The sequence below is a fragment of the Psychrobacter sp. I-STPA6b genome (genome assembly GCF_020662265.1).
In the GTDB taxonomy this organism is placed as follows: Bacteria; Pseudomonadota; Gammaproteobacteria; order Pseudomonadales; family Moraxellaceae; genus Psychrobacter.
In genome coordinates, this window is the sequence record NZ_VEWM01000122.1 from 113,785 (window position 1) to 140,678 (window position 26,894).

Sequence of the window (26,894 nt, forward strand, 5' to 3'; positions counted from 1 at the left end):
GAGGACGACCATCGTGTTAGAAGCTTATCGCAAACATGTTGCAGAACGTGCAGAACTAGGGACAGTTCCACTGCCACTAAACGAACATCAAGTTGCTGAATTAGTTGAGCTTATTAAAAACCCACCTGAGGGTGAAGCTGACTTTTTGATGGACTTGTTAGAAAATCGCGTACCAGCTGGTGTTGACCAAGCGGCCTATGTAAAAGCGGCATTTTTAGCTGCGATTGTTAAAGGTGAAGCAACTTCACCATTAATTGATAAGAAAAAAGCAGTTGAAATCTTGGGTACAATGCAAGGTGGTTATAACGTGATGCCACTGGTCAATGCTTTGGATGACAAAGAGTTGGCTCAAGAAGCTGCTGAAGCATTAAAGAAAACCTTGTTGGTATTTGATGCCTTTAATGATGTGACTGAAAAAGCCGAAGCGGGTAATGATGTTGCAAAAGAAATTATCCAGTCATGGGCAGATGCAGAGTGGTTCTTAAGCCGTCCAGAAGTACCACAAAAACAAACTTACACAACCTTTAAAGTCACTGGTGAAACCAACACTGACGACTTGTCACCTGCGCAAGATGCGTGGAGTCGCCCAGATATTCCATTGCACTCACTTGCTATGCACAAAAACTCTCGTGACGGCATCACTGCTGATGAGGAAGGCGTACGTGGTCCAATGAAGCTGATTGATGAGCTAAAAGAAAAAGGCTATCCACTTGCTTATGTTGGTGATGTGGTTGGTACAGGCTCTAGCCGTAAATCAGCAACTAACTCAGTGCTTTGGTTAATGGGTGAAGATATTCCAAATGTACCAAACAAACGCGCTGGCGGTTTGGTATTGGGTGGTAAAATTGCCCCAATCTTCTTTAACACCATGGAAGACTCAGGCGCATTGCCAATCGAAAATGTCGATGTCAATGGTCTAGAGATGGGTGATGTGTTTGATATTTATCCCCATGATGGCAAAATCACTAAGCATGATTCTGATGAAGTATTGTCAACCTTTAAACTAAACTCACCAACTTTGTTGGATGAAGTACGTGCTGGTGGACGTATTCCATTAATCGTTGGTCGTGGTTTGACCAATCGTGCGCGTGAATATCTAGGCTTGGGTCACTCTGATGTATTTGCTAAGCCTGAGCAACCTGCTGATACAGGTAAAGGTTATACCTTGGCTCAAAAAATGGTTGGTAAAGCGTGTGGCTTAGAAGGTGTGCGTCCTGGTATGTACTGTGAGCCTAAGATGACTACTGTTGGTAGTCAGGATACTACTGGTCCGATGACTCGTGATGAGCTAAAAGACTTGGCATGTTTGGGCTTCCAAGCAGATTTGGTTATGCAGTCTTTCTGTCACACTGCGGCTTATCCAAAGCCAGTTGACGTAGAAACTCAGCACACTCTACCTGACTTTATCATGAACCGTGGTGGTGTTAGCTTACGCCCAGGTGATGGCATTATCCATAGCTGGTTAAACCGTATGTTGCTACCTGATACTGTCGGTACTGGTGGTGACTCACATACTCGTTTCCCAATGGGTATCTCATTCCCAGCCGGTTCTGGTTTGGTTGCATTTGCTGCGGCAACTGGTGTGATGCCACTTGACATGCCTGAGTCAGTACGTGTTCGCTTTGTTGGTGAGCGTCAGCCCGGTATTACGCTTCGTGATTTGGTACATGCTATCCCATTACAAGCCATTAAAGAAGGCTATTTAACTGTTGATAAGAAAGGCAAAATCAATGAGTTTAATGGTCGCATCCTTGAGATTGAAGGTTTAGAAGATTTAACCGTTGAGCAGGCGTTTGAGCTATCTGATGCTTCTGCTGAGCGTAGTGCTGCTGGCTGTACCATCACTTTGTCAGAAGAGTCAGTGAAAGAGTATCTAAACTCAAACATCACACTATTGAAGTGGATGATTTCTGAAGGTTATGGTGATGCTCGTACTATCAGCCGTCGTATCGAAGCGATGCAAGCTTGGTTAGAAAACCCAAGCCTAATGCGTGCTGATGAAGATGCAGAATATGTGGTGGATATGACCATCGACATGAGCGAAATCAAAGAGCCTATCCTATGCTGTCCAAATGACCCAGATGATGCTAAAACATTAGCAGATGTGGCGGGTGAGCATATTGATGAGGTATTTATTGGTTCATGTATGACTAACATTGGTCACTTCCGTGCCGCTGGTAAACTGCTTAAAGAAGTACCTGCAGGTAGCCTAAAAACTCGTCTATGGATTGCACCACCAACTAAGATGGATGCGCGCCAGTTGATGGAAGAAGGTTACTACAACGTTTATGCTCAAGCAGGTGCACGTACTGAAATGCCCGGCTGTTCACTATGTATGGGTAACCAAGCACGTATTGCACCGAAGTCGACAGCAGTATCAACGTCAACCCGTAACTTCCCGAACCGTCTAGGTCAAGGTGCAAACGTATTCTTAGCATCTGCTGAGCTTGCTTCTGTAGCTGCGGTATTGGGTAAACTACCTACCAATGAAGAATATCAGCAATATGCAGGTATGTTGAACAGTATGGGTGCAGAAGTTTATCGCTATATGAACTTTGACCGTATGGAAGAATATACCGAAGAAGCGGATAAGATTGATGTAGCACAGTTAGCATAAGTGCGTTAAGTTTTTATTAGCTTTTATTTGAATAGCTGTATTAAGCTCTTGTATCACCATGATGCGAGGGCTTTTTTAGTGTAGGGTATGAGTAATAAAAATATAGCGCAAAGGTTGATAGTTTCAGTGTACAATAAGACACTGTAAAAGTTTTGTGATAAATTATTTTGCTATCTACTATCTTGAGAGTAAAAGTAGTAATTAATAAGTCAGAAAGGACAGATATGACAAGTAGGAACAGATTTTCGATACGAAAAAATATTGCTCGTGGGAAACAAGTTGTCGGTATGTTTGGAACAATTGCCGGCGGTATGTCTACTGCTAGAAGAATAGGTGCGTTTAAGTCACCACCAAGAGAGATTTTGCCACGTTATATTCAGATATTTTGTCGTAAGATGGCAAATACATTTGGAGTGACTGTTGTCCAAGTAGAGCCTGTGCCACAGACACATGCTTTATGGGCATCAAACCATGTTTCATGGATGGATATTCCTGTTATGGGTAGTGTGACACCTGCCTTTTTTTTATCAAAATCTGAAATTGCCAACTGGCCAATATTTGGTAAATTAGCAACAGCTGCTGGTACGTTATTTATCCAACGTGGCTCAGGTGACTCTGGTACGATTAGTGAGCAGATGGCTGCATTTTTACGTGAAGGCTATTCTATTTTGTTTTTTCCAGAAGCAACAACTACAGATGGTAAACAAATTAAGCGAATCCATGGCAAGTTGTTACAGTCTGCTATTGATGCTAATAAACCAGTGCAACCTATTGTCGTTTGCTATGTTAATAAGCAAGGTGAGCTGGATGAGTCGATTCCATATTATGGCAAAATGACTATGGCAGAGAGTATTAAAAAAGTGATGGATAGTAGAGATACCACTGCCTATGTATTACCATTAGCGCCATTGGAGACACAAGGAAAAACAAAGTCTAAGTTGACTGATGAGCTACAACAACACATGCAGTCGGGATTGGAAGAGTTGCATCGTCGAGTGCTTAAAAGCAACTCATAGGTTGTATTGCTTAAAGCATAAGTCAGCATAAGTAAGATATAAAAAATCCCCCTAAGTAACTTCATATTTAGGGGGACTATTGCATGTAGACAGAGACGAAAAAGACATTATTTATATTGTTAATAGCCTAAGCTAAATTTTTAGTGCGCTCTCGTGTAGCTGTTGAACATACGCCACTTCATTTTTACTACCCAATACCACAGGAACTCGCTGATGAATATCATTTGGCTCGATGGTTAAAATACGATGTGTGGCATCGGTTGCAGCACCACCTGCTTGTTCAATCAGTAATGCCATGGGGTTGGCTTCATACATTAGGCGTAATTTACCTGCCTTTTTAGGGTCTTTATTGTCAAATGGATACATAAATACACCCCCACGGCATAAAATTCGATGTACATCACCGACCATGGCCGCGACCCAGCGTGTGTTAAAGTCTTTGCCTCGTGTGCCAGATTTGCCCGCTATTACTTCATCGATATATTGTTGCATCGGTTGTTGCCAGTGACGATAGTTTGAGCCATTAATCGCATACTCTTTAGTATCTGCATCAATCTGAACGTGATCTTTAATGAGTAGATAGGCATCTTTATCTGGGTCATAACCAAACATTGCGACGCCATTACCAGTGGTCACTGCCATCATGGTTGCAGGGCCATAAACCAGATAGCCGGCTGCCAGTTGCTTTTCACCGTTTTGTAAAAAGTCTGTATTGGTAATAGGTGAGCCTGAGCGTTGGTACGGTAGGATAGAAAAAATAGTACCCACTGCCATATTAATATCAATGTTTGATGAGCCATCTAATGGGTCAAATAGAACCAAGAGATTGCCAGATTGATTGGCAGGTGTGGCGTCATCGAGCTCTTCACTGGCAACACCTGCGCAGTGTGTGCATTGCGTTAGAGCATCTAGCAGTAAGTTGTTGGCAATAACATCTAGCTTTTTTTGGTCTTCACCTTGAACATTTTGATTACCTGCTTCTCCCAAAATATCAGCAAATGCACCACGTTGTAATAGTTTATTAATGGTTTTGCCCACTTCGGCAATGGTACAAATCACATCATTGACTGCTGTATTGCTAGAGTATTGCTTGAGGTAGTCTGCCAGTATCGTCATCGTTTATTCCTTAAAAATTTGCTTTACATGGTGGAGGAAAGTGCGGTTATCTTCCCAAAAGATTTATGGTGCAATATTAACATGAATTATGCTTTTTCTATTTGCATTGTCTATAATAGGTGAGAAAGATGAGATATGCTTGATGAATAGTCTCCACTATTCTTACCAAAAATCTATGAATAAAGAATGAGCGCTATGACAACAGAATCAATAGAAACACAAATGACGAATGTGTCAAATACACAGGATAAACCACAACATAAGATGGCATATAACGCTACATTGGTACAGCAAAAGCTCAATAGCTCTTTGAGTGAGCCGCAGCTAAATACGGATGGGCATTTACGTCACTTTTTAGGTGTGGAGGGATTAAATAAAGCACAGCTACAGGCAATTATCGCCAAAGCTGAGACTTTTTTTGATGAGCAAGGACAGCTTATTAATCGTCCTGAGCTTGAGGGCTGTACGGTGATGAACTTGTTTTTTGAGCCTTCAACACGTACTCGTACCACCTTTGAGGTCGCTGAAAAGCGTCTTGGGGCAAATGTCCTTAATATCGACATTGCTCGCTCCAGTACCAAAAAAGGTGAGAGTCTGCGCGATACTCTATGGAATTTGCAGGCAATGACAGCAGATATCTTTGTGGTACGTCATTCCGCTTCGGGTGCTGCACATTTTATGGCAACTGAAGTGACACCAGATATTGCTATTATCAATGGGGGTGATGGCTGGCATGCACATCCCACCCAAGGCATGCTTGATATGTTGACCATTCATCGGGAAGCATCAAAACCCTTTGAAGAGCTGTCAGTGGCGATTATTGGTGATATTAAACATTCACGAGTAGCTCGCTCTGATATTAGTGCGTTACAAACATTGGGGGTAACAGATATTCGAGTGATTGCTCCGCGCACCTTATTACCTAAAGGGATAGAGCGTTATGGAGTGAGTGTGTACGAGGATATTGATGCAGGCGTCGCTGACTGTGATGTTTTAATGGGTTTGCGTATTCAAAATGAGCGTATTGGCTCACCCTTACTTGCTTCATCCAGTGAGTACTACAAACATTATGGCATCACACCGGAGCGGGTAGCGAAAGCAAAACCAGATGCGTTGGTAATGCACCCTGGTCCGATGAACCGTGGTATCGAAATAGCTTCTAGTGTTGCTGATGGTGCGCAGTCAGTGATACTAAAACAGGTAAATAATGGTATTGCCATTCGTATGGCAGTATTATCATTGGCAATGCAAGGTCAACGAGAACATCAACAACAAAGAAAAAATCTACGTCAGCAGGGGGAGAAATAACAAATGCAATCGAATAGCACACTAAATAATCTATTACCAAGCCCATTTGATACTGCTGAAGTATTACAAAAAGTCGCGACAATACAGCAAGCAGATAGCAATACAGAGCAGTGGCTATTACCACCATTAGTCGACTTGTGTGCCAGACTGCGTGAGCCGGGTCAACAGCAACACGGCACACTGCAAACAGAAGGTAGAGCTGCCCGTGAAAATGGATTTTTGCATGTCGTTGTGCCACCAGATACTGACCCTGTATTAGAAAATGGCTCACTGTTAAAAGGTTTGCGTGAGCGGGCTTTACAAGATGGTGGAATTCATCTGCATGTTTTGGGAGCATTAACGGCTGGGTTATCAGGCGAGCGTCCAGCCAATGTGGCGGGTTTGCAACGTGGTGGTTGTATCGCTGTCTCTAATGCTGGCAGACCTTTTAGCAATGACTTGGTGATGCTACGTACATTAGAGTACGCTGCAACCTTTGGCTTAAAAGTATTTTTCTATCCCAATGAGCCAAGTCTATCCGCAGGTGGTGTGGCACATGAGGGCTATATTGCTTCATTTCATGGGTTGCAAGGTATTCCGTGGATAGCAGAAACAGTTGCCTTATCCAAACAGTTATTGATGGTAGAAGAGACGGGTATCTCAGCACATTTTAGCCAACTGACTTGTAAGTCTTCGGTTGATTTAATGCGCTGGGCAAAAGAAAATGGACTGCCTGTCACCTGTGATGTGGCGATGCATCAACTACATTTGACTGATGATAACCTTGAAGGCTTTAATGCCTTAGCTTATGTGATGCCACCACTGCGTAGTAACACAGACCAACAGGCATTGCGACAGGGGTTAAAAGAAGGAGTGATTGATGCGATTTGTAGTCATCATGAGCCATTAAACCTCAGTGCTAAGCAAGCTCCTTTTGCTGAAAGTACACCAGGGATTTCAAACTTTGATACCTTTATGGCATTAGGCTGTGCTTTAGTACGTGATGGTGTATTGACACCGACTGAGCTGGTTGAAAAAATTTGTATTAATCCTGCCAAAATTGCTGGCATTACTGAGCAGTATGAGCAGATAGGTGGTGCTGTATTGGTTGACCCTGAGTTATCATGGCAAGTATCTGAACAAGCAATGGTATCACATGGTAAAAATACGCCGTTTATTGGTCAAACATTGACTGGAAAAGTAGTGGAGACGTTTTTTGAGTAAGTCTTCAAACTCAGCATCCTCAAAACCTAATGATTCAAAATCAAGCGAATCAGAGCAGAAACAAATAGCTGAGTCCGAAAACAAGCGAAGCCTTGTTGTAGAATCAAGTACAGCAATGGCAATCAAAGATGAAGAAGATGGCGCTCAAGCCAGTAAATCTATCAAAATGGTTGCCATTTATGAGCTACTTAAAGGTGTGGGTGCATTGTTTGGTGCTGTGGCATTATGGCTATGGCACCAAAATATTAACTCATGGCTAATGAGTCTTTCGAATACTTGGCATTATTATTTTGGGCAGTTATTGCTCAATCAGGTCAATGAAGTGATTCATTTGGCAGAGAATGCAAGTCGTCATTGGTTGGCGGGTGTGGTACTGATTGTGGGCTATGCAAGTATTCGATTTTTAGAGGCTTATGGACTTTGGAAAGATAAAATCTGGGCGTATTGGTTTAGTGTGTTGGGCTATGGATTGTTTATTCCAATTGAGCTGTATTACCTAATAACAGGGGTATTTGACTGGTTTAAATTAGCCATTTTTGTTTTAAATGTTGTGATTGTTATTGTGGTTTATCGCAATATGAAACGTAAAGGGTTGATATAGTTTTTAGCTTCATTAAGCCATCTTTTATATCTTATAATCTTAGCTTTTTTATAGCTAGATATTCATTTATTTCTACGATATTTATAAGTAAACATTCATAATAAAAAACTTTAGTCTTTCCTTCTTAATTTTTGTAACTGTTAATGACTGTTATGTCACAGAATGTAAAATAATTGTATGTTTAATATACAATTATTTCAGTATAATATTGCCTCCTAAATAATATACAGATATTTATGCTTTTATTATCCTTTAACAACCTGTAATCAACCGTTTGTCTGTATTGCTGTTATTTAAATTGGAATCTTAAGAGTAAATAAAGTGAGTCTATCAATGCGATACCTAAAAAAACCAGTTTTACTTAGCACATTAATAACAATGAGTTTACTGACCTCAGCTTGTGGGGGTGGTGGTGCAGATACGCATCAAGATAAATCTATCAATCAGAATAAAGATAATAATAGTGGTGCTGTGGCTGAAACAGACCCTAAAACCGAAACAGACCCTAAAACCGAAACAAACCCTAAAACCGAAACAAACCCTAAAACTGAAACAGACCCTAAAACCGAAACAGACCCTAAAACTGAAACAGACCCTAAAACTGAAACAGACCCTAAAACTGAAACAGACCCTAAAACCGAAACAGACCCTAAAACTGAAACAAACCCTAAAACTGAAACAGACCCTAAAACTGAAACAGACCCTAAAACTGAAACAGACCCTAAAACCGAAACAGACCCTAAAACTGAAACAGACCCTAAAACTGAAACAGACCCTAAAACTGAAACAGACCCTAAAACTGAAACAGACCCTAAAACTGAAACAGACCCTAAAACTGAAACAAACCCTAAAACTGAGCTAAGTGCACAAGAAAAACAAACTTTGCGTATTAATCATGCCTTAAACACAGGTGATGCCACGGCCTTAGTACCTGAGCAAGATAATAAAGTGTTACTCAGTGAAGCACAAACATTGCTAAAAGTACAACAACAAAAATTACAGCACATACTTCGGCAGATTTTGACTCAAAAAGATGGGGTACCACTAAATCCAGCCTTACAGATTAGTAATAATAGTGTGCGTATCATTCCCCAAGATATCATACATACCGCACCTTTGATGCAGTCTGATGCAGGCTTACCAATGGCATCTATCTCCATTGCGGGTCAGGGTAGGGGACTAGGATATGGTATAGATATTCTTCATCATGTAACTAAAGAGGTAAGCTACCTCCCTCATCAGCCAATTTTGGACAATGCATTACGTTGGTTGTTGACAGGTGATGCTCATCAACGCCCACAAAAAGTGAAGATTGCCACGCAGGCTTATAATGCTGATTTTGTAAAATCATATTTGCAGTTTCATTTAAATACGCAAGTCGAGGTTTTGACCTGTCAGCCATTGGCAGAGGATAGTCAATGTTGGCAACAGGCAGATTTAATCGTTTTTGGTTCAGGTACCCCAGCGACTCAAGCGACCAGTGCAAGAGTTAAACAAATGATGGACAGTGGTAAGGCTGTATTGTATCTAGCAAGTAACTGGGCCAGTGGTAATAGTGCACAGGCAGTTGGAGCAGGAATGGGGCTTAGTGCCAGTGGTTATGGTGGTAACTATTGGGAGAAGGAAGAGAGTCGCCGTATCACCAGTGAGCGGACATTGGAAAATAGCCTAAGCATTGCTAATCGTAGCAGTGATTTGATTAAGTTGTTGCAAGCATTACAACAGCCCCAATTGATAACCACTACCGAATTTAATGGCAATCACCCTTGGATTATCAGTATTCAAAAAGCTCAACAGGTTCTTAACCGTATCAATGGTTCTGGTCAGTCTGTTTTTGCCAGTGGCAATGTGAATGACAACAAACTATGGCGGTATTTAACATTGTTGGCGGATAATTATCGTCATGACGTCACCTATACGGATACTCATAAAGCAAAAGATTTAGAGAGGTTTGTACATACCTATATTGCTGATTCTTGGTTGGATTTTAATCGTCAGCATGTAACTGCTTTGCCACAAGGGGCAGGTGACTATATGCCTGCAACTGCCAAAAATATACCAGTAAGTGATGAATGGGAGACCATTACTATAACCATTCCACAAACACATGGTATTACCTTGATTGGTCGAGCTAGTATTCCAAGCCATGCCGTTGAGATAGAGGTAGTTGGTGATGCAGGGGCAGACTTAAAAGTACAGACCAGCTTTCTGCGTCAAACAGGCTCACCATTTTCTGATAAAGGTTATACTCGACCACGTCGCCCTAATAGCATTGCTATCCCACTCAATAAAGAGCATTCCACTGTATTTAACTCACCTTTTGGTGGCCCTTTGATGCTAAATTATCATGGTGCAACAGCAGGTAGTAAGGTAACTTTGCGCATTAAAGGTAGTGCTAAATATGCACATATTGACTTTACTCAACCCGTATCTGATGCACAAATAAATGAAGCGATTACTGCATTACAGCGTCAAGATTTTGGTTGGAACACCTTTAAGTTTACCGGAGGTGAGATTCAGCAAATTACCCCATATGCGATAAAGGCAATCGGTCATAGTGATGCCCGTACTTATATTGACCATATTCGACAGGTGGTGTTTGATAGTAATCACATTGCTAATGGTTATAATAATATGCCTTTGGATACACAGACGATACAGCGTTGTCAGCAGTTAGGTTGGGATTGCCGTAGTGATGTGCATCGTGCGCCTAATGTCCAGCATTTTGTGGGTTGGATGGCACAGTGTGGTTATCTATGTTCAGGACAGCCTGTTGATGCTTATACTGGCGTCGGTACAGGCTGGGGTTGGGTACATGAGTTGGGACATAATACAGTACAACGTGTGCTAAATCTGACCTTCCCAAGTACCGAAACAGGTAAAACCATTGGTTGTGCAGTGGAGTGTGATAATAATCACTTAGCAGGCTTGAGCATGCTTAGAAAGTATGCTCTATTTGGTGAAGATGATAACGGTGGACGCTTTGCACATTGGACGATTTATCAGCAGGTTGCTAGCGCTCGAGCAAGTAATTTGACAGGTGAGGCACTTAGAGCCAAAGTTGAAAAAAATATTTGGGACGGCAATGGCTATGCCAATAATAGTGGTAAACTGGCATTTGCAGTGCAACAGTCGTTTTTATTTACGCAACTAAATCAGCATAAAGCTCAGCCTGATATACAGGGTGTATTTGAATATTTCCGTTTGTTAAATATCGGGACTCGTTTGCTTGGTCAGTTAGATATGAAGACAACAACAGCCGAGCAAAAAGCAAGTTTAGGTCTGGGTGCTTATGAAGATAAAAACATCAGTAATATTGACCTAAACTATATTTTAACCTCAAAGATAATTGGCTATGATATGAAGGCAGTATATGAGATGTATGGTTTACCCATCTCTAATAAAGCGCATCAATCTGTGGCAATGTTACAGTTAGCTGATGCACCGTTGAAATTTTATGCGCTACCCAAAAACCGAGCCAATCATCTTGATGAAGGACAATGGGTAACTCTACCTGCCACAGGTCATTTACCAGTTTATCCTTACTAATGGATGCTATAGTCAGCGAATTTATAAACTGATATAAGGCAGGCGAGTGCAGATAGTATGGTTGTATAGCAAATAAGGTCAAGACCATAGCTGTTTAGTCATACAGTGTTGATTGTTGCTTTTTGAGTATTGCCCTTTGAATATAGCTAAAATCGCTTAAATCCTTGATAAAACAAAGCCTCCTTATATATAAGGAGGCTTTGTTTTTATATTTTATTGCTATCTTTTATGAAATTTAACTGTTTATTGGTGCATTTGCGCCAATAAACCACGCATCTTTATCAATATCACGGCTTGCACTTGTAAATAAATCAGCCGTGTCTTCATCACCGGCTTCATTAGCTACTTCAATGGCCTTACGTAATGTTTCTGCAACTTTTTTGTAGCGATTGGTGAGCTCACGAACGTGTTGCGATACTTCAGTAATATCCGTAGGGTAATCTTCTAAAATAGAGTCTTTAACAACTCGGCTTGCAAGACCATTTGGCTGACCACCTAAGATAACGATACGTTCAGCGATGGTGTCAGAAATTTCACGTAGGCGATCTGTTGTTTCATCTAACAACTTATGGACACCAATAAAGCCTGTACCTTGTAAGTTCCAGTGGCATTGTTTGCCATCTAATGTTAAATCAATGACATTTGCCAAGTTAGCATTAAGTAACTCAACCATTTTTGTTGCTGTATCATTATCTAAGCCACTTGCGTAACGCTCTCTCATGTTATTTTCCTTTTTATATATTTATGTTTAAATCTTAATTGATATATTTTTCTCAATATCTTGAGTTTGGCAAAGAGTTTTGCTTAATAGTTACTTATCAATAAATACTTATTTAGCTTAACTCTTATTAATCATAGCAATTATTATTAATCAAAAAAATATCGGTTATTAGGTGTTTGATATACTTAATGTTGCTAATTGTAAGGCTTTATAAAAGCCTGACTAATTTATTGATTTTATGCGTTATTGATTTTAAGTAATATGTAGTAGATAACATTTCAGTTCTTTGCTTTATTGATATACATAGGGTTTATGGCATATCTGTATTTGTTTAAAAAGAGACAAAGATGAAAATTTTAACCAAATTAATGAACAAAATATGGCATTCCAATGCAGATAAACAGTCATCTGGTTTTGTTGACAAGCAAGGCAATATGCGTACCCAAGCAGAGCTTGAGCAGTGGATAAATGTAGAGTCAAAGCAGTGGCTCAAAGGCTTTGGCTATGAAATAAACTGGTATATGCTAAAAGAGGCAGAGTTGGTTGCGAAGGATATCAGCTTAGATGGGCTTGCCAATGCCATTAATATACAGCAACAACAGCCAATGTCATGGAATGACGGTGTGAGTCATGCCTATGATTTCTCACTACAAGATAGGCGTTGCCGAGTTTTTATTACTCCTGCCGTTGATGGTTGGATCTATATTATTAGCAGTGAGTCTGAACATTTGGATTTATTAGAAGATGTCTTGCCAACGGTAGATTTGGATTATTATGCCTTTGGCAGTTATCGGGTTTGTGGTGCAGTGGCGTGGCGACAAGTCAAATCAGGTAACACGATACGTTATTTTAGTTATGCCGATGGGGTGGTCTATCATAATGAAGGAGAGCAAACGGTAGAAGAGGCTAAATTAAACCTACTCAACCTATCTGGCTTAGATAATGAGCAAGCAGTTGATACTATGTTTGCTGAAGAGGAAAAAATTGACTCAAATACCCATGCAAATACTACAGCCACCATCAATTTCCCCGATGAAGAAGATGTCATGCGGTTGTGTGCAGCATGGACGGGTGAGGATATAAATAAGTTCGATGACTATCCCAGTAGTATCATCAGTGAGCAGGGAATCGCAGGATATCTATAGTCAACGAACTACTAAACAGCTACGGTGTTGCCCTCGTTTGCTGTACAACCGTACTATCTTCACTCGGTCGCCTTGTATCTGTTTTAGACTTCGTTGACTATATCGTAAGTTGTATATATTTATTAGCGTTATTGAGCGTCAGTTATTGGGCGGAACTGTTAATCAGCTAACTGTGCTGATTAACTATCTTAACTTAACTATGCCGACGTCTAATCACCCATTTAAAAATCAACTTGGCAACGATAATTACCACAAAAACAACAATGACAAATACCCACAGTCCATTGCCTTGCAGGTGCTGTTGATAAGCAGATGCCAGATAAGCAGATAGCCCCATTGCCATTAATAATGAGCCCCAACGGATAAAGGGTAGGGCTTTATTTTTGTGCTGTGGAAAGGTGAGGGCATAGTCGCTAGAAAAGCTATATAGCACCATTGCCAATATCCAAATAATGGCGAGAAATATATCCATAAGGTTGGTTTACTCTGGGTTATTTAGGTTGTTTGGGTTATACAGTGAGATATTTATTTGTTACGTCTTGCCAGCATGTTTTGAGCAAGTCTTCAGATGGCTGATGATACTCAATCATTTTGCTTAAAACAAAGTCGTCACTAGATTGCTGACTGGCTGTATTATAGCTGACCTTATTATAATATAGCATTGCCCCATTTTCTAATATGACCACAATTTCATTTTTATCTTGGTAAATATTTTGAATTTCAATTTTAATCAAGCTATCAATAAATTTTATAAAATGAGTATCTATATTGTTTATAAATTCTGAAAACAACAGTAAGTTTTTTAAAGCTTTATCTTTAATTCCATCTATATTATCAATTTCAATTTGTTGGTAAATTTTATTATCTGTAATGTTATCAATCATACAAATACGATAGCCAGAATAATAAAAATAATAGATGACTGATTGTGGTGAGGGAAGGTGTTTATCACAAAACATTTCATCACAATAGTCACCAAGGTGTGCTATATCCGTTTCTAAAAAATCAAAATAACCATTTCTAATAAATTCTGATATAACAAAGGACTGTCTAAAGTCGTGATTCATAAACTCATCTTTTTACTTTTTACCCTGCTGTTCACTCACAATCTCTTGTTGTACCGCTAAAATAAAATTATGACCAAAACGGCTAGGGTGGGTTTGGTCGCTGAGTTTATTTTGCAAAGACTGTCGCCAAAAAATCATCACCCCACCGAGCCAAAATAGAAAACTACCAATGGTAAACATCAACGCAGATAAATTATCAATCTGTGTTTGGTCAATCGGCATTTTATAATGTTGCAAATAAGGAATGGTGGCAAAAACAAACAATGCCGAGCCAACAATAAAGGTCACCAAAGTAAAATTAAATAACTGCAAATAAGTAAACGAAGGGGCAGAGGGCAGTTGTAATAAATTGGCACAACCACCAATCACAAATAAAATCGAACCAATAATAAAGCACCAAGACCCCAAAATAGCATCATCTATCTGTGATAAAAAACAAAAACTGCCAACGGTAAATAACACACTACCAAATACATAATTAATATTAGCCACTTTTTCGATAATGTCTGCTTTGCTATGGGTTGGGTGCAATCGCCAATAGGCTTGGGTTTCTAGCAAATCATGACCAGTGACAATCAAATACAAGATTGAGCCAATAATAAATAGCCAAACGCCAATATCCTGATAGTGACTAAATACAGGAAAAAACAGCACACTGCCTAAAACAAATAAAATACCGCCAATTTTATACATCCATGCACTAAACACCGTCCATGACAGGTTAAAAATACTGTTTCTATTATCTGATAGGCGTTCACGACTGGTGACTAGGTGGGGCATAGATTGTCCAAATTGGGTTTGCAAAATGATGTGAGTAGGGCAGATTTTTACTATAACTATAATAGTAGGTAGACTATAACATACAATCCATTATTTGCATTTCCCCTTTAAGCGATAACCTGCAACACCACTTTAAACCCCAGCCAAACACCCCCATATCTGATGAAACTCAATAAAAAAAGAATCCCAAATTATGCGTATGCCCGAACCCCGTTCCTCTCGTCAATTAAACCAACTTGCCAGCCAACTACAAAACGAAGCCGAAATCACTGGTGTCAACGCTTCAGGCACACAAATTGCGAGCCGAGCCTTTGAGATGGTCACCGATTTTGCACCCGCAGGCGACCAACCGCAAGCCATCGAAAAGCTAGTAAATGGTGTTGAGGCGGGCATGGACAATCAGCTATTGCTTGGGGTCACAGGCTCAGGCAAAACCTACACCATGGCAAAGGTTATTAGCCAATGCCAACGCCCAACCATCATCATGGCACACAACAAAACCTTAGCAGCCCAGCTTTATGGTGAATTTAAAGCCTTTTTCCCCAACAATGCAGTGGAATATTTTGTCAGTTATTATGACTACTATCAGCCCGAGGCTTACGTTGCTGCCAGTGATACCTTTATCGAAAAAGACAGTGCCATTAACGACCACATCGACCAAATGCGACTGTCTGCCACAAGGGCATTGCTAGAGCGTCGTGATGCCATTATTGTTGCCTCAGTGTCCTCCATTTATGGTTTGGGTGACCCCGAAAGCTACCTAAAAATGCTACTGCATATCGTGGTTGGTGACAGAGTTGACCGCACCGCGATGATAAAGCGACTGGTGGAGCTACAATATATCCGTAACGAACTGGACTTTGGGCGGGGTACTTATCGTTTACGCGGTGAACTACTCGACATCTATCCTGCTGAATCAGAACAGCTTGCCGTTCGTATCAGCATGTTTGACGATGAAATCGAGAAAATCACATGGTTTGACCCACTCACTGGTAAAAATGTGCGTAGTGTGCCACGTATTACCATCTATCCCAAATCACATTATGTTACCCCCCGAGAACGCCTAGAGGCTGCCAGCCATACCATTCGAGATGAGCTAGAAGAACGTCTGGAATATTTTCGAGACAATAACAAACTTATCGAGGCTCAACGTATCAAAGAGCGGACTCAATACGACCTTGAGATGATACAACAGCTTGGCTACTGTAACGGCATTGAAAACTACTCTCGCCACCTCTCAGGGCGACCTGCTGGCGAAGCACCACCCACCCTTTTTGACTATATTCCACCAGACGCCCTATTATTTATTGACGAATCGCATGTCACCGTACCGCAAATCGGAGCGATGTATAAAGGCGACCGCTCACGCAAAGAAAACCTGATTAATTATGGCTTTCGCCTGCCCAGTGCCATTGACAACCGCCCAATGAAATTTGAAGAATGGGAACGCATTCGTCCTGCCACCATCTTTGTTACCGCCACCCCTGCCCAATACGAGCTTGAGCAAAGCGAGCAAGTGGTCGAACAAGTGGTGCGACCCACAGGACTCATCGACCCTGAAATCGAAATCCGCCCCGTTCTTACCCAAGTCGATGACGTATTATCCGAGATTACCAAACGCCGAGAGTTGGACGAGCGGGTGCTTATCACCACCTTGACCAAACGCATGGCAGAGGATTTGACCAGCTACCTAAAAGAATACGACATCAAAGTCGCCTATCTACACTCAGACATCGACACTGTTGAGCGTATGCAAATCATTCACGAACTACGCACAGGCGTACATGACGTATTGGTCGGCATTAACCTATTGCGTGAAGGCTTGGACATGCCCGAAGTGTCACTGGTTGCCATTTTTGATGCGGACAAAGAAGGCTTTTTACGCTCAGAGCGCTCACTGATTCAGACCATTGGTCGAGCCGCCCGCCACATCAACGGTAAAGCCATTCTCTATGCTGACCGCATTACTCCAAGCATGGAAAAAGCCATCGAAGAAACCGACCGTCGCCGCGAAAAACAAATCGCCTTTAACCTAGAGCACAACATCACCCCCACCTCGGCAAGACGCAGTATCACCGACAAGATTGACACAGGCGAAGTTGAGGAAGAATTAAACGACAACCAGTCTATCCCCAGTAGCAGTGGCTTACCTGATGTTGATATTGAAATCTTGCGTAGCCCTGATTTACTTGCCAAAGAAATCAACCGTCTAGAAAAAGAAATGAAACAGCTATCGCGTGACTTAAAATTTGAAGAAGCAGCAAAAGTACGTGATAAAGTATTGGAGTTAAAAGAATATATAGTGCAGTGATGGGGTTTTCTAAGTTTTTATTTTAAGTAGCTAATCCCGCTTTCCGCTCATATCTACCCGACTAGGCGAGGCGGTGGCACGAGCTGATAGATTGCTGTTGCCTCGACACTCTCTCAGACTCTAGCCACGCAACTCGCCTAGCCGAGTAGGATAACCGCTACAATCGGGGCTAAAAAGCCTTGCCATACCAAAGCTCACGACTTATTAAACCTTAGTTAAGAGATAGTTATACAGGGAATGACAGTTATGGACTATCAACAACATTTGCCACAGATAGAGCGACTAAAAAGCAAACTTACGATAATTAGACAAAAGATTAATGACCATGACTATTCTTTTAGTAGTGATAAATATAGTCAAAAGAACTTGATGCAGACTCTGAAATTTACCTATCAGAAACATGGCTTTAAGCTAAATCCACCAGTATCTTTAGAAACCCTTCGTGCGTTTGAACAACAAGCAGGCATTAGTTTACCCAGCGAATATGGCGCATTTTTACATTATATGGGTAATGGTGGTGCAGGAGTGGGTTATGGTATCTATCCACTCGGTACACATTTGGATACTTATATTGATAATGGGTTGAATTATTTAAAAGTACCATCAAAACTCAATTCAACCTTTAATCAAGAGCTGTGGAGTCAAGAAGTTATTCCCTATATTTTTGTTGAAGACTTAGCAGACCAAGACTATACGACTCAAGATGTAATACATGAAAAAAGAATGGTTGAGTATTATTCTGGACTGATTTGTATTGCTACAGAAGGGTGTGGTAGTTGTTATGCATTAATCGTTTCAGGCTCATATTATGGTAAAGTGATTTATGCTCCATTTGATTATAATATTTGTCCTGATTTTGCTGAACAGGCAGATTTCTTAACATGGTATGAGACATGGTTAGATATATTTTTATAAGTTAATAAAACGACATTTAAGCCGAATATATCACAATCAACTTATCAATTAGATGACAGTAAGATGTAGTTAGCAAAGCGTAACCCAAAAAAATAATATTAATCATAGCAATAGGTATGTTATGCAGTTTTTAACACACCCGATAAGTACTAAAATTCTATACTATAGCGGTTAAATTTTTTACTCATGGTTATCCTTCTTTGGGAAGGATACCCTATTATTGGTTGTCTAAGTTTGCTATGCCCCTATAGACCGCGAAATACCTTTTACAAATTTAATTATCCATTCGATTCGTTACAAACGGATCGAATGGATCAAAAATCAAATGGATTAAATAAAATAGATTTTTCTGTATTTATCGCTTCATCTACAAATGATATTATTTTCTCTACCTCATCTTGAAATTTATTTTCCGAGGTCAAATAATTATTTAGATCTTGCTTTAACTCATATAATGAATCTCCAAAATATAGATCAAAATCAACATAACTAAGTTCAGATAGAATTGGATAAGTCGCAGAGTCTAATATAAAGAAAGATTCTGCAAGTGCTTTGTTAATTTTGAACTCTTTAATTCTTCTCATATTATCAGGACAATATCTATTCCTATCCCATAAGTAAACATAATACATAATAAACTCCTATCTAAAATATGTTCGTTCGACCAGGGAACGTATTTACTAAATCCACCAAAATCGTATCAATTATAAAAAGAAGTATGTTACACAGCTTCTAGTATGTTCTATAAATACTGTCAATAGAATTGACAAGAGAGAAGAAAGTTAGGTTAACTAATTTATATCATTTGTCTTTATTATTTTATTAACATTTATATATTATATAATGGTGAGTAGTATAAGTGCTATTTATTATATAGTATGCCTGCTATAAATCCACCACAGAGTTAACCTTTAGTCTCACTCTACATACTAAGTGTAATATCCTCATTTGGTGCCTTGTATCTATTTTAATATTCTTTGACTAGGGTCTGTTGAACATTCATCTTCATAGGATAAATTTAGTCAATTTTTACATGAAAGTAAAAAGTCGCTTTATCCCTTGTAGATATTAGCCTAACGGGGAAAGTTCAACAGACCCTATATTAAGCCCATCCCATATTTACCCCATCTTCTGTCATTAATCTGACATAAAATCGACTTATTTTTGTCATATATTTTCAGTAAATTGTTAAATCAACCTTATAAACAACAGTATTTCTGAATCAACATTAACATTAATATAGGTAGTCAATAGATGACAAAAAATACAACTTCTCAACCATCCAAACGACTTTTCCCCAAAGTGCTTTGTTCTTTATTTGTACCAGCCATGCTATTAACAGCATGTTCTAACTCAAGTTCCACCTCTGAAAACCAAACCACTGCCACCGATAATGATACACAAACCAGTGCAAGCAGTAGCTTAGCTGAGGGTCTAAGCGTTGAGCAACTCATCGAAAAAGCCAAATCAGAAGGAGAGGTTAACAGCTTGGGTATGCCAGATACTTGGGCAAACTGGAAAGAAACTTGGGAAGACTTAAATACCCAATATGGATTAAAACATCAAGATACGGACATGAGCTCAGCACAAGAAATTGCTAAGTTTTTGGCAGAAAAAGACAATGCAACGGCGGATATCGGTGATGTGGGCGCGACTTTTGCTCCTGTTGCAGTAGAAAAAGGAGTCACCCTTCCATATAAGCCAACCACTTGGGAGCAAGTGCCTGACTGGGCAAAAGACAATGACGGTAACTGGCTGATTGCCTATACAGGTACGATTGCATTTATCGCTGATAAGCAAAAAGTTGACAAAATTCCTACCAGTTGGGACGAGTTAAAGAATTCAAAATACAAAGTAACCATTGGTGATGTTTCAGTTGCCAGTCAAGCGGTCAATGGTGTATTAGCGGCTAACTATGCTTTAGGTGGTAATGAGGCAGATTTGACACCAGCATTGAATTACTTTGCTGACTTGGCAAAACAAAAACGCTTAGGTGTTGTTGATCCAACAGTTGCTAATCTTGAGAAAGGAGAGGTAGAAGTAGCTGTTGTTTGGGACTTTAATGGACTCAACTATCGTGACCAAATTGATAAAAGTCGTTTTGATGTTCTTATCCCAAGTGATGGCTCAGTAACTTCAGGCTACTCTACCATTATTAATAAATATGCTAAGCATCCTTATGCTGCCATGCTTGCTCGTGAGTTTATTTTGTCTGATAAAGGTCAGCTAAACCTAGCTCGTGGCTATGCTCGCCCTATTCGTATTGAGCATTTAGATGTTCCTGCTGATGTACAAGACAAACTATTACCACAGGCACAATACACCAATGCAAAACCTGTGACCGATGTGACAGCGTGGGAGAAAAGCTCTGCTCAATTACCACAATTATGGCAAGAGCAAGTGCTGATTCATCAATAACCAGCTAATAGCTATTACGTTGAGTAAGTGGTTGAGTAAGTGAAGTAGCGGTTATTAGCTGCAAACAAGTTAAAAAATAGTTGCTAATACAACAGGTATTGTTGGTGTTACTTCACTTCTCTGATGCTCATTCGCATAGTTTTATATGGCTCAGGGTCTGCTGAATATTCATTCACTCATTGGTTCAATAACGTCAATGGGGACAGTAAGATTCTACTTTTGTTTAAAAATTAACTCAATTTGTGTTATTCCTGTTGGTAATTATAAATGGCTGTATCTCATACAAATCATCAAACATCAGACACGGGGGTCATTTTAGTTGTCTTAGATGGTCTAAATGCCACCGTCGGTTTAGAGTGTATGGGCTTTTTGCAAGGATTATGTGAGGTGGGGCGAGGCAGTGCCTACACGTTATCTTGTGAGTTGCCTTCTATGTCTCGCCCCTTATACGAATGTATTTTGACTGGTATACGCCCGATTGATAGTGGTATTTATCATAATCAAATTGTGCGTCTAAGCACAGAGCAAAGTATCTTTCATTATGCGACACAAGCGGGAAAAACCACAGCGGCCGCCGCTTATCACTGGGTTAGTGAGCTTTATAACAAAGCACCATTTGTCGCTGCAACTGACCGTCATGTGGCGAATAAAAACCTACCCATTCAATATGGTCATTTTTATTATGCTGACCATTATCCCGATTCACATTTATTTGATGATGCCGAACACCTACGCTTGACTTATCAGCCAGATTTTATGTTGGTACATCCGATGAATATTGATGATACGGGGCATAAGCATGGGCTAGATAGTAGCCAATATCGCAATGCTGCCCGTATGGCAGATATGTATCTGTCTAATTATTTGACGGCTTGGTTAGATGCAGGTTATCAGGTATTGGTCACAGCTGATCATGGTATGAATAATGACTACAGTCATGGTGGGGTGTTGGCTGAAGAGCGACTCGTCCCTTTGTATGTCTTTGGTGATGCTTTTTCACATGCCGATAGTATTCATATTAGCCAAACCCAAATTTGTGGCACGATTTGCAATATTTTAGGCGTGGCACATGACAAGCCCGTCTGTCAGGAGATATTACAATGACAATGGACTTATTAGACTCGCAAGCCCTATCGACCATCACAAAAACACCCAAACAGCCAAAACCAGCCAAAGCCAAACCACATATGGCTGTATTGTCCTCTTATCTGGTATTGTTGCCTTTTTTTATTTTGGTGGTTTTGTTTTTGCTAGCACCACTTGGCTGGGTCGTTATTAATGCGTTTAAAGATGATACAGGGGGCTATACTTTTGCGTATATGTCACGCATTTTTAGCAATGCGTTTTATATGCAGTCCATTAGCAATTCGCTAAAGCTTAGCCTTTATAGTAGCGTTCTCGGTTTATTGATTGGGCTACAAGGTGCGTATTCTTTATATAGTATTAGAGATAGTCGGCTGGGTAGGGCACTGGTATCGTTTAATAGCTTATTAAGCAACTTTAGTGGTGTGCCATTGGCATTTGCCATGATGATTGTCTTTGGTTCAAGTGGTGTGGTGACTTTGATTTTGTCACGCTTAGGTATTGATGATTTGGTTGATATCTATTCTTACCAAGGCATTATGCTCAGTTATGTTTATTTTCAAATTCCTTTGGCAATTTTACTGCTTTACCCTGCCATTGAGAGTCTAAAAAAGGACTGGCAGGAAAGTGCTTATTTGTTAGGGGCGTCATTTAGCCAGTATTTTCTCAAAGTAGGTCTGCCTGTGCTAGCACCAGCATTAATGGGGACGTTTATCATTTTGTTTGCCAATGCGTTGGGGGCGTATGCCACAGCTTATGCTCTCACCTCAGGTAGCTTGAATATCTTACCGATTCGTATTTCTTCATTAATTGCAGGGAATTTAACGCTTGAGCCAAATATGGCGGCGGCTTTGGCATTGATATTGGTTGTACTCATGGCGGTGATTACGGCTGTACATCAATACCTATTACATAAATATAAGCTATAACGTAGCCGTCATCATATCTAGGAGGTCGATATGCACAGCCAACCATCAAAAATGTTTCATACAACTTTGCTACTCATTTTGATGTTGATAATGATGATACCTGTGGTTGCCACTGCCATTTATGCGGTGTCAGGTGATTGGTCTCGTACCATATTGCCAGAGTCTTGGACGTTGCAGTGGCTTATCCAAATCTGGACAGAGCCTCGATTTTTGGTCGCTTGTTTATATTCAGTGTTGTTATGCACGCTGACTGCTATTGCCAGTATTGTGATTATTTTTCCTGTGGTATTGGCAGTACATACCACACACCCACACTTAGAGAAGTGGGTCAGCTTAATATTGATATTGCCTTTTACTCTACCGCCTGTGGTTGCCTCAATTGGGGTATTACAGCTGTATTCAGGCATTTTAAGCAGTAAGATTGGGACGTTTTTTATTTTATCAGGCTGTTATTTTACCATTGCCTTACCGTTTGTTTATCGCTCATTAGACAATAATTTACGAGCCATCGGGGTCAAAGACTTATTGGAGTCATCTGCCTTATTAGGGGCAAATAAATGGCAAACAATTTGGCATGTGTTGATACCCAATTTAAAACGTGGCTTTATTGTGGCATTTTTTATCTCTATCGCATTTTTAATTGGGGAGTTTGTCTTTATCAATATCTTGGCAGGCGGGCATTTCGAGACCATTCAAACTTATTTGTATACCTTAAAAAATCTATCAGGGCATCTTAGTAGTGCTGTCGTTATTTCATATTTTGTCATATTAGTACTCATCACCTTATTGGTCAGTTGGATGAGTCGGGAGAGAGTATCATGAGTCATTTGGTTATTGAGCAGGCACACAAAGCATTTGGCGATTTGGTGGTGATTGACACCCTAAATTTACAAGTAAAACAAGGGCAGTTTTTGACATTATTAGGTCCTTCTGGCTGTGGTAAATCCACATTGCTACGTTGTATTGCTGGGCTAGAGGAGTTAGACTCAGGCAGTATTATGCTGGCAAACCAAGATATTACCCATAGCAAACCGCAAAAACGTAACATCGCTATGGTGTTTCAACATTATGCGTTATTTCCTAATATGACGGTGGCACAAAATATTGAATTTGGATTAAAAATTAAAAAAATGCCTGCCGATAGACGCGCGCAAAAAGTTCAAGAAATGTTGCGTCTGGTGGAGCTGTCTGACTTTGCGAAGCAAAAGCCCAGTGCTTTGTCAGGTGGACAAAAGCAACGTGTTGCACTGGCTCGTGGGTTGATTATGGAGCCAAGTTTGCTACTGCTAGATGAGCCATTATCAGCACTAGATGCCAAAATTCGCAAAAGCTTGCGTAGTCAGATACGTGATATTCAAAAAGAGCTTAATTTGACTACGATTTTTGTGACGCATGACCAAGAAGAAGCCTTAGCCATGTCAGATGAAGTGGTGCTACTAAATCGTGGTCGTATTGAGCAACACACCAGTCCAGAGCGTCTATATAATACCCCCAATAGCAAATTTACCGCAGGCTTTATTGGTAACTACAATATGGGCGCATTTGTCTCATTACGTGAGTATTTTCAAGCTGACACACCTCTGGTTATTCGTCCTGAAGCTATCCAAATTGATACAGAAAAAGGTGATATTGCTGCCATTATTACCAATCGTACGTTATTAGGTAGTGTGGTGCGATATCAGGTCAAAACAGCACACAATGAAATCTTAAATGTGGATGTACTCAATTATGGTGCGGTCAGCCAGCTGAGTATTGATACGCCTGTGTATTTGACCATTCCGTTATCTGAAGTCATTCGACTGGATAAAAATAGCGTACATGATGGCAATATTATTCCAGCTATTGATTCAGGCTCTCAGACAGACTTACAGTCTACTGAACAGACAGCTTATGTAGGGCAAGCAACGACTAATGACAACTCAAAAGAAAAGCAGAAAATCTATGACTGATTTGGTTATTTTTGATTTAGACCATACCCTAATTGCCGATGACTCAGATGTATTGTGGGTGGGCTATTTATATGAGCAAGGTTTGCTAGATGATGCGTTTATGCGGACGCGAGATGCTTATTTTGATGATTATCAAGCTGGCACACTAGATATTGATGCTTTTTTAACCTTTCAACTGGCGATATTGGCGAAGTTTGATAAGCAGCAACTTGATGCGTTATATCAGCCGTTTTTTCAGCAGCATATCCTTCCAAAAATCTACCCTGAAGCAGTGACACTGATTGAGCAACATCAAGCTCGTGGTGATACTTTGCTATTATTATCAGCGACCAATGAATTTATCATCACCCCAATCGCTCACCACTTGGGTATAAAAAACGTCATTGGAGTTGCCTTAGAGACTGACTCACAAGGTAATTTTACCGGATGTTATCTTGGTGTACCAAGCTTTCAACAGGGCAAAGTCACCCGCTTGCAGCAGTGGCTTGCTAATCAAAATAAATGCTTACAAGACTATGAAAATAGCTATTTTTATAGTGACTCTCGTAATGATATTCCATTGCTCAATTTGGTTGACTGTCCGATAGCAACCAACCCTGATAAGCAACTTTTAATAACTGCTCAAAACAAAGGCTGGCAAGTTATTCACTTTGCACCTATTTCTATATAGTAGATAGAAATAGTGAGCGAAGTTATAAACCGCTACAAGGCAGGGCAAGTGCGTGCAGATAGTATGCTTATATAACAAACCGAGCCAGCTTTGTTGCTACGTTACTCAAGACAGTTATCCAGCTCATTGACGATAGCTATTTACTCATAATACTGCCATAGCAACTTTGCAATGACTTAGCGACGACTCTGGCGACCAGTTGAGTGCGGTATTGTGAGTCGATGGTAGCATTGGTCATATCAGCAAAGCTGATGTGTTGTGGCGCTTGTTCACTGACACAGCCACAGACTCTGCTTTGTATATTCTCAGCTTGCTCAGTAGTCATCGCAACTTTGGCAATCTGCCAAACCTGTTGCTGATTCATCTCACTACGGCATTTATTATCAACGGCAACTTTGAGTACATTCATACCAATGTTTGAGGCAGTGTTCATAGCATCACCAGCATTTTGATTGCCAGTTGATGCACAACCAGATAAGGCAAGCGTGATACATAAAGCTGTGGCTATAGACGCTATAGAGGTGATTTTTGAAGTTGAGTTGTGGTTCACGGAATTCTCCTTTAATAGTTAAAGCGAATAGAAAATAGTTTTATATTCCATAATGGAATAATTAATATGCAATCCATCACATCTTATTGGTACATGAGTTTGTTAACATAATGGGCAACAGCATAGGGGAAGCTAATAACCCTGAATGCCCAAGCAAATAGATGTTAATGCAATTTTATACGTTTACAACTGATAAATCATTCTTTAAAACTGTTCATTAATTGATAAGGAAAAAATATCATGGCACATTTACGTTTAGGTGACACTGCTCCAAACTTTGATGCTCCAACCACTGAAGGTGATATCAATTTTTATGATTGGGCTGGTGATAGCTGGGTAGTACTATTCTCGCATCCTGCGGACTATACACCAGTATGTACTACTGAGTTGGGTCGTACGGCTGCTCTAGGTGGTGAGTTCCAAAAACGCAATGTTAAACCCATTGCTTTGTCTGTAGATAGTGTAGATGATCATAACGGCTGGTCAAAAGATATCGAAGAGACTCAAGGTACTGCGGTCAACTTCCCCATCATTGCTGATGAAAGTCGTACCGTTGCTGACTTGTATGACATGATTCATCCTAATGCTGATAATACAGCGACAGTGCGTAGTGTATTTATCATTGATCCAAACAAAAAAGTGCGCCTTATTTTAACTTATCCAGCAAGCTGTGGACGCAACTTTGATGAAATCATTCGTGTGATTGATGGCTTACAGTTATCTGATGAATACAATATTGCAACACCTGTAGATTGGAAAGATGGTGATGATGTTATCATTCCACCTAGTGTGAAAAATGAAGATATCCCCGCCAATTATCCAAAAGGACATACTGAAATTAAGCCATATCTACGCACCACACCTGCGCCGAATAAATAATAGATTGTCTATATTGTATTGATTTTTATACAAAAGAGACATAATCCTATGTTAATAGAAACCCTGC

23 protein-coding genes are annotated in these 26,894 nt (G+C 40.2%); 16 read left to right on the forward strand and 7 right to left on the reverse strand.

What is annotated here, in order from left to right; translation table 11 throughout:
• Positions 1–13 precede the first annotated feature (13 nt).
• Together acnB and FHK88_RS12835 are read left to right on the forward strand one after the other, a co-directional pair.
• Positions 14–2,617 carry a bifunctional aconitate hydratase 2/2-methylisocitrate dehydratase gene (gene acnB, locus FHK88_RS12830; protein WP_227431246.1) on the forward strand — a complete coding sequence of 868 codons (2,604 nt, stop codon included), beginning with the start codon at positions 14–16 and terminating at the stop codon, positions 2,615–2,617.
• Positions 2,618–2,841: 224 nt separating this feature from the next.
• Complete coding sequence (locus FHK88_RS12835; protein WP_227431110.1) at positions 2,842–3,633, forward strand: lysophospholipid acyltransferase family protein; 792 nt, start codon at positions 2,842–2,844, stop codon at positions 3,631–3,633.
• Positions 3,634–3,765: 132 nt separating this feature from the next.
• Here the strand turns inward: FHK88_RS12835 and FHK88_RS12840 are convergent, their stop codons facing one another.
• On the reverse strand, positions 3,766–4,749 hold the full coding sequence (locus tag FHK88_RS12840) for a class 1 fructose-bisphosphatase (protein WP_227431111.1): 984 nt from the start codon (positions 4,747–4,749) through the stop codon (positions 3,766–3,768).
• Positions 4,750–5,013: 264 nt separating this feature from the next.
• Between FHK88_RS12840 and FHK88_RS12845 the strand changes: the two genes are divergently transcribed.
• The 4 genes from FHK88_RS12845 (at position 5,014) to FHK88_RS12860 (ending at position 11,410) form a co-directional block, all read left to right on the forward strand.
• A complete protein-coding gene (locus FHK88_RS12845; RefSeq protein WP_227431247.1) occupies positions 5,014–6,057 on the forward strand; it encodes an aspartate carbamoyltransferase catalytic subunit in 1,044 nt (347 codons plus the stop codon).
• Positions 6,058–6,060: 3 nt separating this feature from the next.
• The gene (locus FHK88_RS12850) at positions 6,061–7,260 is read left to right on the forward strand and encodes a dihydroorotase (protein WP_227431112.1); all 1,200 of its coding nucleotides are present in this window, start codon (positions 6,061–6,063) and stop codon (positions 7,258–7,260) included.
• Positions 7,253–7,861 (forward strand): DUF2127 domain-containing protein, encoded by a 609-nt coding sequence (locus FHK88_RS12855; protein WP_227431113.1) that lies wholly within the window; start codon positions 7,253–7,255, stop codon positions 7,859–7,861. The genes FHK88_RS12850 and FHK88_RS12855 overlap by 8 nt, the downstream gene beginning before the upstream one ends.
• 378 nt (positions 7,862–8,239) lie before the next feature.
• A complete protein-coding gene (locus FHK88_RS12860; protein ID WP_227431114.1) occupies positions 8,240–11,410 on the forward strand; it encodes an ImpA family metalloprotease in 3,171 nt (1,056 codons plus the stop codon).
• Between the two features lie 235 nt (positions 11,411–11,645).
• On the opposite strand, the gene dps is transcribed toward FHK88_RS12860, so the two are convergent.
• Complete coding sequence (gene dps, locus FHK88_RS12865; protein WP_227431115.1) at positions 11,646–12,131, reverse strand: DNA starvation/stationary phase protection protein Dps; 486 nt, start codon at positions 12,129–12,131, stop codon at positions 11,646–11,648.
• 347 nt (positions 12,132–12,478) lie between these two features.
• Here dps and FHK88_RS12870 point away from each other — a divergent pair, with 347 nt between their 5' ends.
• On the forward strand, positions 12,479–13,276 hold the full coding sequence (locus FHK88_RS12870) for a hypothetical protein (RefSeq protein WP_227431116.1): 798 nt from the start codon (positions 12,479–12,481) through the stop codon (positions 13,274–13,276).
• Between the two features lie 193 nt (positions 13,277–13,469).
• Here the strand turns inward: FHK88_RS12870 and FHK88_RS12875 are convergent, their stop codons facing one another.
• The 3 genes from FHK88_RS12875 to FHK88_RS12885 are packed head-to-tail and all read right to left on the reverse strand — an operon-like array spanning position 13,470 to position 15,123.
• Positions 13,470–13,748, reverse strand: a complete 279-nt coding sequence (locus FHK88_RS12875; RefSeq protein WP_227431117.1) for a hypothetical protein — start codon at positions 13,746–13,748, stop codon at positions 13,470–13,472.
• A 37-nt stretch (positions 13,749–13,785) separates the two neighbouring features.
• Complete coding sequence (locus FHK88_RS12880) at positions 13,786–14,343, reverse strand: hypothetical protein (protein WP_227431118.1); 558 nt, start codon at positions 14,341–14,343, stop codon at positions 13,786–13,788.
• 12 nt (positions 14,344–14,355) lie between these two features.
• Positions 14,356–15,123, reverse strand: a complete 768-nt coding sequence (locus FHK88_RS12885) for a YrhK family protein (RefSeq protein ID WP_227431119.1) — start codon at positions 15,121–15,123, stop codon at positions 14,356–14,358.
• 193 nt (positions 15,124–15,316) lie between these two features.
• On the opposite strand from FHK88_RS12885, the gene uvrB reads away from it, so the two are divergent.
• Positions 15,317–17,434: an excinuclease ABC subunit UvrB gene (gene uvrB / locus FHK88_RS12890; RefSeq protein WP_227431120.1), complete on the forward strand. Its 2,118-nt coding sequence runs from the start codon at positions 15,317–15,319 to the stop codon at positions 17,432–17,434.
• A gap of 246 nt (positions 17,435–17,680) precedes the next feature.
• The gene (locus FHK88_RS12895; RefSeq protein ID WP_227431121.1) at positions 17,681–18,349 is read left to right on the forward strand and encodes an SMI1/KNR4 family protein; all 669 of its coding nucleotides are present in this window, start codon (positions 17,681–17,683) and stop codon (positions 18,347–18,349) included.
• A gap of 314 nt (positions 18,350–18,663) precedes the next feature.
• Here FHK88_RS12895 and FHK88_RS12900 read toward each other — a convergent pair whose 3' ends face one another.
• Entirely contained in the window at positions 18,664–18,981 is a 318-nt protein-coding gene (locus FHK88_RS12900; protein WP_227431122.1) for a hypothetical protein, read from the reverse strand.
• Positions 18,982–19,603: 622 nt separating this feature from the next.
• Between FHK88_RS12900 and FHK88_RS12905 the strand changes: the two genes are divergently transcribed.
• From FHK88_RS12905 to FHK88_RS12930, 6 genes are all read left to right on the forward strand, one after another.
• On the forward strand, positions 19,604–20,767 hold the full coding sequence (locus FHK88_RS12905) for an ABC transporter substrate-binding protein (protein ID WP_227431123.1): 1,164 nt from the start codon (positions 19,604–19,606) through the stop codon (positions 20,765–20,767).
• A 267-nt stretch (positions 20,768–21,034) separates the two neighbouring features.
• Complete coding sequence (locus FHK88_RS12910; RefSeq protein WP_227431124.1) at positions 21,035–21,871, forward strand: alkaline phosphatase family protein; 837 nt, start codon at positions 21,035–21,037, stop codon at positions 21,869–21,871.
• A complete protein-coding gene (locus tag FHK88_RS12915; protein WP_264480686.1) occupies positions 21,868–22,779 on the forward strand; it encodes an ABC transporter permease in 912 nt (303 codons plus the stop codon). The genes FHK88_RS12910 and FHK88_RS12915 overlap by 4 nt, the downstream gene beginning before the upstream one ends.
• 30 nt (positions 22,780–22,809) lie before the next feature.
• Positions 22,810–23,601 carry an ABC transporter permease gene (locus FHK88_RS12920; RefSeq protein ID WP_227431125.1) on the forward strand — a complete coding sequence of 264 codons (792 nt, stop codon included), beginning with the start codon at positions 22,810–22,812 and terminating at the stop codon, positions 23,599–23,601.
• Entirely contained in the window at positions 23,598–24,728 is a 1,131-nt protein-coding gene (locus FHK88_RS12925) for an ABC transporter ATP-binding protein (RefSeq protein ID WP_227431126.1), read from the forward strand. The genes FHK88_RS12920 and FHK88_RS12925 overlap by 4 nt, the downstream gene beginning before the upstream one ends.
• The gene (locus tag FHK88_RS12930) at positions 24,721–25,398 is read left to right on the forward strand and encodes an HAD family hydrolase (protein ID WP_227431127.1); all 678 of its coding nucleotides are present in this window, start codon (positions 24,721–24,723) and stop codon (positions 25,396–25,398) included. Before FHK88_RS12925 ends, FHK88_RS12930 begins: the two co-directional genes overlap by 8 nt.
• Before the next feature lie 136 nt (positions 25,399–25,534).
• Here FHK88_RS12930 and FHK88_RS12935 read toward each other — a convergent pair whose 3' ends face one another.
• A complete protein-coding gene (locus FHK88_RS12935) occupies positions 25,535–25,948 on the reverse strand; it encodes a hypothetical protein (RefSeq protein WP_227431128.1) in 414 nt (137 codons plus the stop codon).
• Between the two features lie 240 nt (positions 25,949–26,188).
• On the opposite strand from FHK88_RS12935, the gene FHK88_RS12940 reads away from it, so the two are divergent.
• Positions 26,189–26,827, forward strand: coding sequence for a peroxiredoxin (locus FHK88_RS12940; protein ID WP_227431129.1), 639 nt, complete (start codon positions 26,189–26,191; stop codon positions 26,825–26,827).
• Positions 26,828–26,894: the final 67 nt, after the last annotated feature.